This window comes from Chitinophaga varians, from assembly GCF_014529945.1.
Lineage (GTDB): Bacteria > Bacteroidota > Bacteroidia > Chitinophagales > Chitinophagaceae > Chitinophaga > Chitinophaga varians.
This window is the reverse complement of sequence record NZ_JACVFB010000001.1, coordinates 1,139,952-1,153,603: the sequence shown is the minus strand read 5'-3', so window position 1 is coordinate 1,153,603 and position 13,652 is coordinate 1,139,952. Positions and strand designations below refer to the sequence as shown.

Below are 13,652 nucleotides of genomic sequence, written 5' to 3'. Positions count from 1 at the left end.
TAGAAAATTAAACGTTAAAAATATCTGAGAAGAATGCAGCGTAAAGTAGAACAACCTGACGAGAGTAGGGTAGCTTACGGAAGCGATAAAACTCAAATTCAGCCAAAGGTACGTTTAATTTAGACATTTCCGGAGAAAAGATCGTCCGCAGCAGATTCTCCTGCAACACTACCGGCAGTTTTTTGCGCAGCAGACCGTAACAGAAGCCGGGGAAGGTCTTCATCCGGGTACATATATGCGTGTCCTATTCAATGGTGAAGAGGCAAAGCGACCCCTCGGACCAACAGGAAGTAACCCCGAAAAGTTTATGGAATTTTTCCTTTTTTTCCCTATCTTTAGAAACGCGTTTCAAAACCATATCCGGCCGGCTTATAAGACAACAGCAGATATCTATTAGAATAACCCTCTTAATAATCCTGTTATGCCCAGAGAAGATCACAGGCTTATCAACTCATTCGATGAAATTGCCTACGAAATCCTGTTAAACACCTACGGAGAATTTTCCTTTTGTACCAAAAACATAGACAGACGTCAGCAGGAAAATATTTTCCGGCAATGGCAGCAAAAATATCAGGCCCACTTTCATCGGAAGCTTGATGAGGCCGCTACAGCCTTCCTTTCTGACAACCGGTCCACCATGACGATCGACTGGCTCAGAAAAAAAATGGGATTGCTGATCCAGCACTACCTGCAGATTTTTACGCTTCGGGCGCAAACCATTGACAAATCAGCTTTCCGAAACAATTGACGCATCTCCAGTCTTCAGTCTGAAGATGATAACCAGTTGTTTACAAGGCTATGGGCCGGCGCTTACCGGCCTATAGCCTGGACTCGTCATGTAAAATACCAGTCTCCACATTATTTTCCTATATTTAAGTATCAATCAGATACTTATGTCACGCATCATTCCCATCTTCCGCATGTTTGATTATGCCCGGGCCATACAGTTCTACGTTGATTGGCTGGAGTTCGAAATACTTTGGGAGCACAAGCCCGAAGGCGCCCCGATATATATGCGCATTGCCAAAGGCGATGCACAGATAGACCTCTCCGAGCACCATGGCGACGGTACACCAGGCGCCCGGATCAGTATCACAGAGTTTAAAGGCTTAAAGGCCTTCCATGCGAAATTGGGCGGGAAAGACTATAAATACATGAATCCCGGCCTGGAACGGGCCGACTGGAATCCTGAAGTGCTGCTGATGACGGTGATCGATCCGTTTCAGAACACTATCATCTTCGAAGAATCTGCCTGATTAATAGATCTCTTTTCCAAACGGCGCGAAAGTAAGGCTCATCAGCTTAAAATGCTGACGGCCCCAGGGAGCGCCAATCACGGTGATGGTCAGCAATATGCCGAAGAAAAAATGGCAAATGGCCACCCATATCCCACCGGTAAATATCCAGATGATATTGAACAACGTTGACAGGCAACCGGTAGAACCGGCGCCGTCACGTACTTCACGCCCGAAAGGCATGAGGGTGAACAGCCCTATTTTAAAGCATTGTATCCCGAAAGGAATACCGATAATAGTGATACAAAACAGAAAGCCCGATACGATGTAGCCGAGCGCGGCGGCCAATCCGCCGAAGATCAGCCAGATAATATTTCCGATTAAATTCATAGGTGTAATATTACAGAAAAGTACATACTTTCCACAGCAGTTATACCGCAATTTGCCGGCGGTAACGGTAATGGGCAATGGACACTTCTATCAGCGGAACAGCCAGTATCATCAGGAAAGTATAGAGAATGCCCCGCTGTAGCCCTTTCAGGAATTGGTCCACCTGAATAACCGCGATGTTTACAAACAAGTTGCCATTCATCAATTTGCTCAGCGACGTGTGCACCACTTCGTTGCTCGCATCTTCTGTCAAGCCTAACTTATCATGTAGCAGATGATAGATCGCCTTGTGCATCACACCGGCGATAGCTTTGCTTTTGGTGATCTGCAACAGCAGGGAGGCCAGCTTTCCTTTGACACCCTGTGTGGCACCCAGCTGTTGCTCCAGCGTACTGCCGTATACGTTATACACCACTACCGCTGCGGTATCAATGACCTGGTGCGTGCTGAGGGAGGAAATCCGGGCGTTGCCGCCAAACAGGGAGTCCACTGCCTTCAGGGCCGTCTCGCTGAAAACCGGTGGTACATGGGCGGCATAAACGTCCGTATGTTCCCGGATGTCTTTACGCAGACTATGGAAAAATCCCCACTTCAACCCAAAGAAGCCGGCCAGCAGCGGCAGTGCCACCATATACACATAGGCCAGCACTTTCAGCAGCTTGTGGGAACGGGGCACCAAAATATACCTGCGCAGCAATAGCACCAGTATCAGTGCCGTCGCGAAAGCAATCAGACCGGAAAAAACAGCGCCGGAAATAAATCTGTAGGGGTTAGTAAACTCGCCTGCCAGTTGAAAATAGGTAACAATGGTTCGCATAAGGGTAAATAGTAAAAGAACACAGCTTTATATGGCTGCATCGGGGACAAAAATTATTTGGATGATTTTTTTAACAGGTAAGGTTTTATGGCTTTGCTCCAGATAGCATAACCTTGTGCATTCATGTGAAGCATATCCGATACGAACAACTCCGGGCGGGGCTGCCCCTGCTTATCAAGCATCAGCGGAAAGACGTCGATAAAGTGAGCATTTTTTTCCTTTGCCAGAAATGCTTTGATCATGCTGTTCGCCTCTGCGGCCGTTTTCATATACTTCACCCGGGAAGGACTGGGCTTCAGGGAGATATATTCGATGGGCACTTCGGGCAACCGGGAGCGGACAACGCTGTACAGGCGTTGAAAACGACTGAATACGCTATCGGCCGTAGCGCCTTCCGGCAGGTCATTTTCGCCCACGTAAATCACCACTTGCCGTGGATGATAATCGAAAATAAGGTCCGGTGCAAAATAGATGATATCGTTGGTCACGGCTCCGCCTACCCCTCTGTTCATCACCACATAGTCGGCAAAGGTCCGCTCCAGATCATCCCATTTACGAATGGAGGAACTACCTACAAACAGGATCGGATTTGCCGGAGGGGCATACATCTGATCGAACTTCTTGATCGTCCGCACATCTTCCTGATAGCGCACCTGTTCCTGTGCCAGCAGGCTATTGCCTGATAACAGTGCACCTAACAGAAAAGGAAAAAACAATTTGGTCATTGGCACAAAATAAAAAAGAATTACGAAACAGGAAACCCTCTTTCGTAATTCTTCCGCGGTGGCCTACTGTTTGGTGACCATTTTAGTATATACTTTACCGTTATGGGTAAGCTTGATAACATAAGTACCTGCAGGCAGGTTTTTGGTGTCCAGGGCAGTGCGGTGATTGCCCGGCTGCAGCGTGGTATTGAGCAATAGCCCTACCCTCTTCTGCTGGGTGTCAAATACTTCCAGCAGGGTATTGCCGGCTTCTTTCACGTCCAGGTCAACATAGGTGATCTGCGGAAAAGGATTGGGAAACACCTGAAGGGAAATGTTATCATGTGTAAGGGGCACCGTAGCAGCTGGTGGCGTATCGGCAGTTGCCAACATGGGGCTGCCGCAGGTAGCGCTGCCTTCAGCGATGCAGAAGTCGGCAAAACGCACCTGTTCATCGCGGATGCCTGTTGCCAGCTTACGATAGATGCCCCATTTAGGGCGGCAGAAGGTCGTCCCGTCGCGCCACATATCGATGTTGTTATTGCTGTAGTTCAACAATGTCGTGCCATCGCTCACTTTTTTGATGATGACTTTGTAGGAGCCTGTGGTAGAATAGGTGATTTTTTCTTCTACCTCTACCCAGTTGCCTTTAAAGGAAGATAGCGGAGCGCTGGCTTTCTCACCACCACCGCTGCCGCCGCTCCCGGGTGTATAGATCACCTGTAGTTTTTGGGGGGAGCCGGCACGGGGCGTAAGGGTGATCAATGGTGCGCCATCATCGCCATCGCCCGCTTTAATCTGATGTAGATGGCAGAAGCTGGTGGTAGGAATGAAGTCCGCGTCAATTTTGAATTTCCAGCGATAGGTGACTGTTTCTCCGTAGGTGCCCTTCACATTGTCCGGCGAGGGACCGAACGTCTTGATCTCGTTGCGTTGCCGGTCTGTATTAGGGCCGCAACGGTCGTTGTCCGGTGTGGCATGGAGGAAAAACACGAACACGTTTTTGTTGAGCGAGGCATCAAATTCTTCCGTGATATGCCGGCCAAACGATGGGTGCGCGCAGTCAGGCACTTCGCTGGCGGTGCCGTTGCCCAGCACACTTTCGATCAGCTCGTACGTGTTGCCGGGACCGTTGGCAGAAAGCGTTACCTGGGCCTGGATACCCGAAAGAAAAAGGAGACCGGCGGTTGTCAGCAAGGCAGGTTTCCATAATTTGTGCAAAGGTTTGCCGATAAGCGGTTTCATAAGTAATACATGTTTTGAGGGTTTTGTGATTCAGATTTCGGTAGAAATAATGCAATCGATTTCATTGCATACATAATTTAATATTTTTATTTGATAAATCCTTCTTTTTGCGGGGAAATTATTTCGGGGCAGACTTAAAAAACTGGTTGTCAGTGGAGATGGCCGGTCATATTTCGGGAGAAAGACCGGCGAAGTGGGAACACCCCCCTTAATGCGGGCGCGATCAACAAAGGCTGCTCTCCTTTCCCGTGCGCGGGAAAGGAGAGCAGCTATAAAAAGACTTTCTTTCCGGTACGGGCCGACTCCTTCGCTGCTTCGAGGATACGTAGCACCAGTACGTTATTGGGCAAGGCATACAAACCATAAGGCGGCGGCGTTTCTTTTCCTTTCACCACCGCAGCCAGATAAAGGAACGGATCTTCGTATACCGGTATATCCGTAGCCGTTATATGCCTGGTCACCGCCGGCGCGGATTCGCGGTTGCGCAGTAACAATGTGTTTTTGTCCGCCGCCATGATGTAGCCTTTCTCTCCATACACTTCCATGTCCTTGCGGCTGAAAGGCCAGTTCCACGACGCCTGGATAATACATTGGGCGTCCGGATAGTCTACGATGATCGTGGCGTCGTCTTCTACCTTAGGATAACGGTCAGGTTTATATTGCCGGGTAACGGCGGTAACGGCCACGGGCACACGGTTTTTCATCAGCCGCGTCATGAGGTTGGCGCCATAGCAGCCAAAGTCCATCAGTGCCCCGCCGCCATTGAGGACCGGGTCTGTCAGCCAGGACAAAAACGCCGGGCTGCAACCTATCTCCTGTGGCCCCTGATGCCCGTCGTGGATCACCACTTTGCGGACACGGCCGGCAAAGCTGCTGTCTTCCAGCAGCTGGAAAGTCTTCGCCACGGTAGGATACCAGCTGGTTTCGTAGTTGGTCAGCAGATGGATGCCATACCGCCGCGCCAGCGAGTCCATCACCAGCGCGTCCCGGAGATTGGCAGCCAGCGGCTTTTCCACCATCACATGAATGCCCCGCGGCGCACAGGCTTCCACCACCTCGCGGTGACTGTGCACCGACCCGAAGGCCAGCACGGCCTGCGGCTTTACGGCGTCCAGCATCTGCCCAAGATCGTGATATACCTGCTGCTGCGGAATATGATACTGCCGCGCTACCCTGCCGGCCAACGCCGTGTCCTTTTCGTATATCCCTGCCAGTTGAATATGGTTGTCATGGGCGCGCCCCAGTATCCAGCCGGAATGGCCATGTGATACCCCGGCCACGGCCACACGCAGCGCCTGCGCCGAAGCACAGGCCTGTGTCAGTATTAAAAGCAGAAAGAGGTGCAATTGTTTCATCACATCGTAAATACTTTGCCGCCCACCATCACTTCCTGGGTAGCTTCATCAAAGGTAGCTTTCATGCCGGTACGATAAGCGGCGTTGCCCATGATGAGGGCGATAGAATGGGAATACGCTGCTTCGATCGGTGCATTGGGCTGCTTACGCTCCCGCACACTGCTCATCCAGTTGCGTACATGCGCACTGGTGAGCGGGTCTCCGCCGGTATTGGCGCTGGTCTCCACTTTTTCCTGCGAATCCAGCGTGATCGGGGTCAGCAGGTTGGCATGCATGCCCATTTCAGCAGCTTCTCTTTCGGTGAGGCCGCCGGTGCTGCTGATTTTATTGGTAGACATATCGATGGTGCCACCATTGGAATAGTAGATCTCTTTCGTACCCCCGGCAGAGTTATGAAAGCGGCTGCTGTACATCACCTGAAACCCTTTCTCCGGTTCGTTGGCCGGACCATAGTCAAACACGGCTGTCAGCGTGTCCGGGTTTTTGCGGCCGTCGTGCCACATATAGATGCCCCCGTTGGCCACCGCGCTGCGTGGGTGTTTCAGGCCGCTGAACCAGTGAACGGTATCAATCTGGTGCGTCATCCATTGTCCGAAAATACCGGAGGAATACGGCCAGAACAGGCGATACTCGAGGTATTTGCGCGGGTCCCAGCTATCGTTGGGGCGACCGGCCAGAAAACGTTTCCAGTCGGTATCCGACTCCCGGATGCTCTTCACCAGATCGGGCCGCCGCCAGCGTCCGGGCTGGTTTACGTTCCAGGTCATCTCCACCATGGTAATATCCCCGAACTTACCTTCCTTAATGAAATTGGCCGCTGCGTGGTAACTGGTGCCGCTGCGCCGTTGGGTGCCTACCTGCATGATCTTGCCCGACTCTTTTACAGCCTTCAGCGCCTTGCGGGCGTCGTCCATGGTTTCGGCAAACGGTTTCTCACTATATACGTCACATTTATTCTTCACCGCTTCAATGGTATGATAGGCATGCTGGAAATCAGCCGAGGCGATGAATACCGCATCCAGGTTTTTAATCCGGTACAGTTCATCATTGTTGACACAGGCCTGCACAGAATGCCCTGTTTTCTGTTCCAGAAAGGCCTTCCCTTCCTCTCTACGGCGGTTCCAGATATCGGAAACAGCGATCAGGTCGAAATTCAGCTCCTTGTTATGGCTGAAGAAAGAAGGCAGCAACGCCTGCCGGGCACGGTCGGAAAACCCTACCAGCCCCACATTTACCCGGTCGTTGGCGCCCAGGATACGGGCATAGCTGCTGGCCGGCATTCCCATAGCCGTGATCGTTAGTCCTGCTCCTGCCATCAGGGATTGTTGCAGAAATTCCCGCCTTGTCTTTTTAGTGGATGTCATTGTACAAGTATTTTATTTTTTTCCGGAGATATGATATACTTCTTTGAGTTGTCCTTCCAGATAGGCCACTGCCGGCGCATATTCCACCGCTGGGTTGTTCCATTTACATTCCATCATGATCCGTCCTTTGTAGCCGATGCTTCGCAACGCTGCCAGGTAAGGCCGGAAATCCTGCCGCTCCACACCCGGCGCTGAACGTTTCTCTCTTTCTGCAATATGACAATGCACCAATATGCCTTTGGCCTTCTCAATGTTGGCCGCCGGTTCATTTTCACGCAGCATATGATAGATGTCGGCCGTGAGCCGGAAGTTAGGGTGGTCTACCGCTGTCACCACCTGACAGGCCTCGGCCAATGTATTCACGAAATTGGTTTCAGTAGCATTCAGATTCTCCATGGAAATGAGACAGTTATGCTTTGCTGCGATAGCTGCCATTTTGCGCGCCAGCCGGATAAACTGTTGCTTCGCGTCTTCCCTGTTAACACCCTCCGGGATTTTACGCGCCTCTCCGCTGCCTAATACAATAAGCCCGATACCAGCCTTTTCCGCACGCTGCATGACCGTGTCTACATACCCTAATACCCATGCTTCGTTGACCTCCGGTCCCATGAGTTTGAGATAGCCCGGTATAAAAAGATTACACGTCTGTATGCGGCAACGTGCCCGTTTTAGTTTCTGCAGATGGGCGGTAAAAGTTTCTTCACTCACCGAAGGCGCCAGCATCCTTTTGACTGTTTCTTCAAGGTATACGAAACCGGCGGCATTGGCCAGACTGTCACTCTCAACCGAAGCGGTGAGGCCCAAAACAGGCATCGTATTTTCGTTACGCTGCATGGAAGTTTGTGCATTCGATTGCAAAAAAGAGGTGAGTCCCAGGAGGAAAAGGACCGTCAGCGTATTTTTCATAATGTGGAAAGCCCGGAAAAGAAAGGCCATAGGAAAAAGTAATCATTATCCGGGAGAAATCATAATCATTTTGATATTTGGTTATTTTGATATTTTATGATTAAAGCCGGCTCAGTAAATAACCCAATAACAAAATGCTATGGTTTTAATATTTCCAGCAACGGCTCTACCTGACGCCGGAAATCATGTTGCAGGTCTTCATGCAGCCCTACCACCACCTTCACAATCTTCTTCAGTTGTGCGGCATAAAGGTTATGCAGTACAGTGCTCTGGTGACGCAGCAGGCTGGAATCCACCAGGCGCTCACAAAAGTAAATCAACAGCTCCGCCTCTGCCGGTTTGGAACCCATATAACGGATATGTTTGTTGACCAGCCGTAATATCTTACGCAAACGTTTTTTTGCATTGTGCAGATTGCTACCGGCCATTTCTTCAAACCCGTTGTCCATCTCTGTTTTCACGGCATTGATATACCCCTGTTCATCATCCGCGTCGAACAACAGGTAAGTCAGCAGTTCCTTGTTTTCCTTTTTATATTTGGCCAGACGCAGGCATAATGCTGCCAGCTGTGCCGGAGGCACGGAGGCCAGTTCTTTCTTCAACTCATTAATGGACGCTGTCTTCATCTTTACAGGATTGCGGCATCGAAAATACAATTAAATAGTATGGTACAACACCTATATCCGCGCCACATAGCTTAATTAATTAAATTGCACTGCTTCGAGAACCCCAATTACTCACTCTAAACAACCTCAGACTATGAAAACACTGTATGTGTTGGCCGCCGCTTTCGGTTGCCTGTTAACAGTTAACACTGCTTCCGCCCAAATGGATTCCGTTGCGGCCCACAAAGCATGGATGGCCTACATGACGCCTGGCCCCGAACATCAGCAACTGGCCAAAACAGAAGGCGACTGGACCACCGACATGACCTTCTGGAAAGGTCCCGGCGCTAAACCGGAAAAAGCAACCGGCAGCTGCTCCAACAAAATGATCCTGGGAGGACGTTACCAGGAAAGCCGCTTCACTTCCGACATGATGGGCATGCCCTTTGAAGGTCTCGGCACCACTGCCTACGACAATGCCCGGAAAATGTATCTCAACACCTGGATTGACAACATGGGCACCGGTATGATGATGATGGAAGGCAAATGGGAACCCGCTGTCAACGGTATCGTGTACAGAGGGAAATCATATGACCCCGCCATGCAAAAAACCATGGACCTGCGTCAGGTGATCAAATTCCAGGACGCGAATAACTATACCCTGGAAATGTATCGCATGGCCAACGGCAAAGAATTCAAAGAAATGGAAATCGCTTTTAAACGGAAATAATAAGGCCCTTCCGACATCAACGACCCCTGCTACCCCATAGCATGGGTCGTTGCAGTTATACCTGTCTTATTTAAAACCCTGTTAAAAAATCTGCCGCTATTTGATTTGTTGACCTGTTGCCGCTATTTTTGAGACGATCACCCACAATACCACAACCGTGTTTAATCACAGCGTTTCCCTTATATGAAAACACACACTATCACCCTGCTACTCTGCCTCGGGCTTTCCTCCTCCATGAAGGCACAAACCGGCAAACAATTACCTGCCGATATGATACAGTTCTTCCTGGGCGACTGGACCGGCGACGGCGCATTCGCCAGTGGCAAAAAAATCGCCGCGGACCTCCGTTTCAAACTATCACTGGACAGCGCCTGGGTCATGTATGAACACACCGATAAAGCGCCTAACCGGTATAAAGCGCTTTCTATGTGGGGCGTAGATAAGCAATCGGGCGAGCTGGTAGATTATGTCTTCGATAACTTCCGCGGCCACCGGAAGTTTTCCTCCCAGGGATGGCAGGACGGCAAACTCGTTCTCACCCGACAACTCCCCCAGCCTGCCAACAACGTCTTGTATGAGCGCTTCCTGTACGAGAAGCTTTCTTCACAGTCGTTTAAGATGACGTATGAAACCAGCCAGGATGGTAACACCTGGAAGCTGGTAGATTATCTGACGTTTACCAAAAAATAAAAGACAGCCTCAAGGCATTAAAAGCCGGAAGCGTATTGCTTCCGGCTTTTTTATTTGACACCTATGACTATTTAGACATAAATAATTGATAATCAAATAATTAAAACAAAAAACATGGTCATGGTAATCGATTTCAATAACGAAAACACATGATTATCTAAACGAATATAAACAAAACCCGTACGGATATTAATTCAGGGGTTATGGGATAACAGGCGGCCTTATCTTTGAAACGTCCGCTATTTATCCGCCAATTGAATTGAGACCCATATGAAAATCAGCAACTCTGCCTCCAAAAGTGCGGAACAGATCTTTTCAGAAATACGGCGGCGCTTTCCGGGCGCCCGGTTATGGAAACCTCTTACAGGGGCTCCCATCATTGAGGTGCAGCACCGGGGTTTTCGTTTTTTGTTGCGCTATAAAAAAGACCATCTGCGGCTGGATTTTCTTCCACCGTTGTTATGGCTGGGAGGCGGCGTGTTGACAGGGTTTGTGTTATGCACGGCAGCATTGAGTATGTTTAACCGGCAGTTGACCATCAGTATTGGCGGCATTATTCCGGTGATAGCAGGATTCCTGCTTATCAGGATGTTGTTTAAATCTTCCCGCAGGGAAACATTTGAACGCTTCCAAAGTGAAATAAACGTTCTGGTGAACACCGCAGCAGCACCGGCTTCTACATTGTTCAGTCATATATAGTTTGTTCTCCGGAAGACCCTATTATGTTTAAGCTGTTTTTGTCGGCCTTTTATTCTTTGTTGATAACCTTGCAGGTATTACCACCCGGTAATACCTGATTTTTTTCTACTTTTAACAATATGAGCAATAACCCATATCCGAGACCATGATCCGCACGCTGATTATTGACGATGAACCGGCCATCCGCAAAGACCTGGAATGGCTGATGAAACGCTACCCCGATTTCCTGGTACTGGGCAGCTGCGGCAGTATAGCCGAAGCCAGGGTGATCATCCCCAATACGGAACCAGAACTGTTACTATTGGACATTGAACTGGCCGACGGCACCGGATTTGACCTCTTACAGGAGTTTCCCGACAGAAATTTCCGCATCATATTTATTACGGCATATAATGAGCATGCTATCAAAGCCATCAAATTCGGGGCTTTCGATTACCTGCTCAAACCAGTGGATGAAGAAGAACTGATGGCCACCCTCAAAAGGCTGTTGTCCGAAAGTCCTGTCAGCACCCGCACCCAGATGGACATTACCAGCAGTCATCTGCAACCCAAAAAAGCAGGATTACAGAACCGGATCGTACTTCGCTCCTCCCAATACTTACAGGTAGTACCTTTTGAGGAAATCCTGTATTGCCAGAGTGATGGCAGTTATACTACCTTTTACCTGTCTGACAAAAGAAAGGTGATGGTTTCCCGTCCTATCAAGGAATACGAGGAACTGTTGCCCGAAAGCTGGTTTATCCGCATCCATCAGTCCTACATCGTCAATCATCATTGTATAGACCGTTTTCTGAAAGACGGCATCCTGATTCTGAAAGACGGCACCGAGATACCTGTTTCCGCACGTAAACGGGAATATGTCCGGCAGTTCCTGATGGGCGATCATTAATAGATTGTACATGTATATCCGCCGACAAGCGATTTTATTCCTCATATGTTTGTGCGGCACCTTTTACGGGTGCCGTCCAAAACCTGCCGGGCCCCCATCATCCGGCTCCTCTGATGCCACTGCTCCTCCGGTGGTAAAAGCATTACAGCACCTTATAGATTCCGGCGCACGCTGGGATGGCCCACAGGCTACGCAGCGGTTGTTGCAACTCAAAAACAACGCCCTACAGGCAGGCCCCGTGGCCAGCGGCTATTACTATTACCTGGAAGGCATGCACTATTGGTATGCCGACAGCAATCAGGCCGCCATCAATAGTTTCACACGTATGTTGCCGGTTAAGCCACTGGACACCAGTCAACTGACAGACCTGATCATCCTGCAGCAACTGGGATTGTTACAGGTGCGGCTGGCCAGCAAAATCGATGACAGCACGTTTACCCGCCTGTTCCACCTCATAGCGCTGACGGAAAAATATCAGTATGCCAGCAGCTGGCGCGTATATGATCTGGCAGCAGAAGTATACTACCGCTTCGGGGATTATGATAAAGCCGAAACCTACGCCGCTATGGCACGGGACAGTTATCCCGTTGCCGACGACTACTTCCGGCTCTCCCTTTTTATGGAAGAACGGTCACGCATCTACGAAAGGCGTCATCAGTACCGACAGGCACTCCAATACCAGGACAGCGCCCTGCAATATGCCCTTCAGCAACCGGACACCATCCGGCTGGCCACCGTGTACAGTGCGCTGGGCGTGCTATACGAGAAAACAGGCGACAAACCGCGGGGACATGCCCTGATGGAAAAAGCATTTAACATCAAAGAGAAAATCAATAAAGTCAGTTTTCAGGAGTATATCAATTACGGTCAATTGTATCAGGAAAAAAAGGAGTATCCTTTGGCGCTGCACTATCTGGGCAAAGCATTGGAGAAAGCCCGGCAGGCCAATAACAGCGGCAACCTGAGCACCGCCTTCGATGCCATTCATCAGATTTACTACGATAAAGGTGATTACAAAACCGCTATCCTGTACCTCGATTCCGCCGCCGATATGGCCCTCGCAGAGCAGGAAGACAGGCAGCTCAGAAAAATTGTGGAGATACAGGCACTCAACGAGCTGAAAGTACAGCAGCATAAAACACTGGACCTGAGCCGCCAGTATAACAATCAGGCCATCATCGTGCGTCAGCAGCAGGTGATATTGCTCATTATTATTATCCTGCTGGTACTGGGACTGCTCATCACCTTCCTGCTGATACGGCAGCGCAAGCTGGTGACACAGAAGATGAACATAGAGCTGGAACAACGGCTGTTGCGTAGTCAGATGGAGCCGCATTTTATCTTCAATACCTTGTCCGTATTACAAAGTTTTATCCGTCGGGATGAAAAAGAAAAGTCCGTTAAATACCTGAATAAATTCGCCCGGCTGCTGCGCCTGAATCTGGAGAACTCGCGCCACAACCTCGTGCGGCTGCAGCAGGAAACCGAAGCGCTGGAAAACTACCTCAGTCTGCAATCCGTTCGTTTTGATAACCTCTTCGGCTATACGATTATTGATATTCCGCCCGAAGAAAGCAGTGGTATCTGTATTCCGCCCATGCTGTTGCAGCCTTTCGTGGAAAATGCCATCCAGCATGGTATGCGCAATATTGCCCATCGGGGCCATATAGCCATTACGCTGCAGTTGCAGGGCGACCTGCTGCATTGTGTGATAGAAGACAATGGCCAGGGCTTACAACCGGCCAAACACAAGGAAAAAAATTCCCTGTCGAGTATCATTACACAGGAACGGCTGAAAATACTGAGCATACAAACCGGTAAACTGGCCTCGCTCACCATTACCGATAAAGCCAGCGAAGGACGTACAGGCGTTCGCGTTACCCTTATCATTCCCACACAGCGCTGTTGACACCCCGATGGCGAAAAACAGCTGTGGCCGTGGCAATTCCGCCATGATATCATTAAAATGAGATTATTTTTTAGCCGGAATGAACCAAATGCCGGGTTTACCACTTATTATATA

The 13,652-nt window shown here is 49.7% G+C and carries 16 protein-coding genes; 7 read left to right on the top strand and 9 right to left on the bottom strand.

The window, feature by feature from the left end:
- Nucleotides 1–7: 7 nt before the first annotated feature.
- On the bottom strand, nucleotides 8–223 hold the full coding sequence (locus ICL55_RS04140) for a hypothetical protein (RefSeq protein WP_188094771.1): 216 nt from the start codon (nucleotides 221–223) through the stop codon (nucleotides 8–10).
- 198 nt (nucleotides 224–421) lie between these two features.
- Between ICL55_RS04140 and ICL55_RS04135 the strand changes: the two genes are divergently transcribed.
- Complete coding sequence (locus ICL55_RS04135; RefSeq protein ID WP_188094770.1) at nucleotides 422–748, top strand: hypothetical protein; 327 nt, start codon at nucleotides 422–424, stop codon at nucleotides 746–748.
- A 109-nt stretch (nucleotides 749–857) separates the two neighbouring features.
- Entirely contained in the window at nucleotides 858–1,256 is a 399-nt protein-coding gene (locus ICL55_RS04130) for a glyoxalase superfamily protein (RefSeq protein ID WP_343067714.1), read from the top strand.
- On the opposite strand, the gene ICL55_RS04125 is transcribed toward ICL55_RS04130, so the two are convergent.
- The 8 genes from ICL55_RS04125 to ICL55_RS04090 form a co-directional block, all read right to left on the bottom strand.
- The gene (locus ICL55_RS04125) at nucleotides 1,257–1,625 is read right to left on the bottom strand and encodes a YccF domain-containing protein (protein WP_188094768.1); all 369 of its coding nucleotides are present in this window, start codon (nucleotides 1,623–1,625) and stop codon (nucleotides 1,257–1,259) included.
- Nucleotides 1,626–1,665: 40 nt separating this feature from the next.
- Nucleotides 1,666–2,442: a hypothetical protein gene (locus tag ICL55_RS04120; protein WP_188094767.1), complete on the bottom strand. Its 777-nt coding sequence runs from the start codon at nucleotides 2,440–2,442 to the stop codon at nucleotides 1,666–1,668.
- Between the two features lie 53 nt (nucleotides 2,443–2,495).
- Complete coding sequence (locus ICL55_RS04115; RefSeq protein ID WP_188094766.1) at nucleotides 2,496–3,167, bottom strand: GDSL-type esterase/lipase family protein; 672 nt, start codon at nucleotides 3,165–3,167, stop codon at nucleotides 2,496–2,498.
- A 63-nt stretch (nucleotides 3,168–3,230) separates the two neighbouring features.
- Nucleotides 3,231–4,391, bottom strand: a complete 1,161-nt coding sequence (locus ICL55_RS04110) for a T9SS type A sorting domain-containing protein (RefSeq protein WP_188094765.1) — start codon at nucleotides 4,389–4,391, stop codon at nucleotides 3,231–3,233.
- Between the two features lie 269 nt (nucleotides 4,392–4,660).
- Nucleotides 4,661–5,746 (bottom strand): Gfo/Idh/MocA family protein, encoded by a 1,086-nt coding sequence (locus ICL55_RS04105; RefSeq protein WP_188095684.1) that lies wholly within the window; start codon nucleotides 5,744–5,746, stop codon nucleotides 4,661–4,663.
- Nucleotides 5,746–7,110, bottom strand: coding sequence for a Gfo/Idh/MocA family protein (locus tag ICL55_RS04100; protein ID WP_188094764.1), 1,365 nt, complete (start codon nucleotides 7,108–7,110; stop codon nucleotides 5,746–5,748). Before ICL55_RS04100 ends, ICL55_RS04105 begins: the two co-directional genes overlap by 1 nt.
- Nucleotides 7,111–7,122: 12 nt before the next feature.
- Nucleotides 7,123–8,016 carry a sugar phosphate isomerase/epimerase family protein gene (locus tag ICL55_RS04095; RefSeq protein WP_188094763.1) on the bottom strand — a complete coding sequence of 298 codons (894 nt, stop codon included), beginning with the start codon at nucleotides 8,014–8,016 and terminating at the stop codon, nucleotides 7,123–7,125.
- Nucleotides 8,017–8,153: 137 nt separating this feature from the next.
- On the bottom strand, nucleotides 8,154–8,642 hold the full coding sequence (locus ICL55_RS04090) for a hypothetical protein (protein WP_188094762.1): 489 nt from the start codon (nucleotides 8,640–8,642) through the stop codon (nucleotides 8,154–8,156).
- A gap of 133 nt (nucleotides 8,643–8,775) precedes the next feature.
- Between ICL55_RS04090 and ICL55_RS04085 the strand changes: the two genes are divergently transcribed.
- From ICL55_RS04085 to ICL55_RS04065, 5 genes are all read left to right on the top strand, one after another.
- Nucleotides 8,776–9,351, top strand: a complete 576-nt coding sequence (locus tag ICL55_RS04085) for a DUF1579 domain-containing protein (protein ID WP_188094761.1) — start codon at nucleotides 8,776–8,778, stop codon at nucleotides 9,349–9,351.
- A gap of 183 nt (nucleotides 9,352–9,534) precedes the next feature.
- Complete coding sequence (locus ICL55_RS04080; RefSeq protein ID WP_188094760.1) at nucleotides 9,535–10,041, top strand: hypothetical protein; 507 nt, start codon at nucleotides 9,535–9,537, stop codon at nucleotides 10,039–10,041.
- A gap of 270 nt (nucleotides 10,042–10,311) precedes the next feature.
- A complete protein-coding gene (locus tag ICL55_RS04075) occupies nucleotides 10,312–10,740 on the top strand; it encodes a hypothetical protein (RefSeq protein WP_188094759.1) in 429 nt (142 codons plus the stop codon).
- Between the two features lie 145 nt (nucleotides 10,741–10,885).
- Entirely contained in the window at nucleotides 10,886–11,629 is a 744-nt protein-coding gene (locus ICL55_RS04070; RefSeq protein ID WP_188094758.1) for a LytR/AlgR family response regulator transcription factor, read from the top strand.
- Between the two features lie 10 nt (nucleotides 11,630–11,639).
- Nucleotides 11,640–13,538 carry a tetratricopeptide repeat-containing sensor histidine kinase gene (locus ICL55_RS04065; protein ID WP_188094757.1) on the top strand — a complete coding sequence of 633 codons (1,899 nt, stop codon included), beginning with the start codon at nucleotides 11,640–11,642 and terminating at the stop codon, nucleotides 13,536–13,538.
- Nucleotides 13,539–13,652: the final 114 nt, after the last annotated feature.

Coding starts and splice junctions, on each gene's coding strand:
- ICL55_RS04140 (WP_188094771.1), bottom strand. CDS start 223: ATGAAGACCTTCCCCGGCTTCTGTTACGGTCTGCTGCGCAAAAAACTG.
- ICL55_RS04135 (WP_188094770.1), top strand. CDS start 422: ATGCCCAGAGAAGATCACAGGCTTATCAACTCATTCGATGAAATTGCC.
- ICL55_RS04125 (WP_188094768.1), bottom strand. CDS start 1,625: ATGAATTTAATCGGAAATATTATCTGGCTGATCTTCGGCGGATTGGCC.
- ICL55_RS04120 (WP_188094767.1), bottom strand. CDS start 2,442: ATGCGAACCATTGTTACCTATTTTCAACTGGCAGGCGAGTTTACTAAC.
- ICL55_RS04115 (WP_188094766.1), bottom strand. CDS start 3,167: ATGACCAAATTGTTTTTTCCTTTTCTGTTAGGTGCACTGTTATCAGGC.
- ICL55_RS04110 (WP_188094765.1), bottom strand. CDS start 4,391: ATGAAACCGCTTATCGGCAAACCTTTGCACAAATTATGGAAACCTGCC.
- ICL55_RS04105 (WP_188095684.1), bottom strand. CDS start 5,746: ATGAAACAATTGCACCTCTTTCTGCTTTTAATACTGACACAGGCCTGT.
- ICL55_RS04100 (WP_188094764.1), bottom strand. CDS start 7,110: ATGACATCCACTAAAAAGACAAGGCGGGAATTTCTGCAACAATCCCTG.
- ICL55_RS04095 (WP_188094763.1), bottom strand. CDS start 8,016: ATGAAAAATACGCTGACGGTCCTTTTCCTCCTGGGACTCACCTCTTTT.
- ICL55_RS04090 (WP_188094762.1), bottom strand. CDS start 8,642: ATGAAGACAGCGTCCATTAATGAGTTGAAGAAAGAACTGGCCTCCGTG.
- ICL55_RS04085 (WP_188094761.1), top strand. CDS start 8,776: ATGAAAACACTGTATGTGTTGGCCGCCGCTTTCGGTTGCCTGTTAACA.
- ICL55_RS04080 (WP_188094760.1), top strand. CDS start 9,535: ATGAAAACACACACTATCACCCTGCTACTCTGCCTCGGGCTTTCCTCC.
- ICL55_RS04075 (WP_188094759.1), top strand. CDS start 10,312: ATGAAAATCAGCAACTCTGCCTCCAAAAGTGCGGAACAGATCTTTTCA.
- ICL55_RS04070 (WP_188094758.1), top strand. CDS start 10,886: ATGATCCGCACGCTGATTATTGACGATGAACCGGCCATCCGCAAAGAC.
- ICL55_RS04065 (WP_188094757.1), top strand. CDS start 11,640: ATGTATATCCGCCGACAAGCGATTTTATTCCTCATATGTTTGTGCGGC.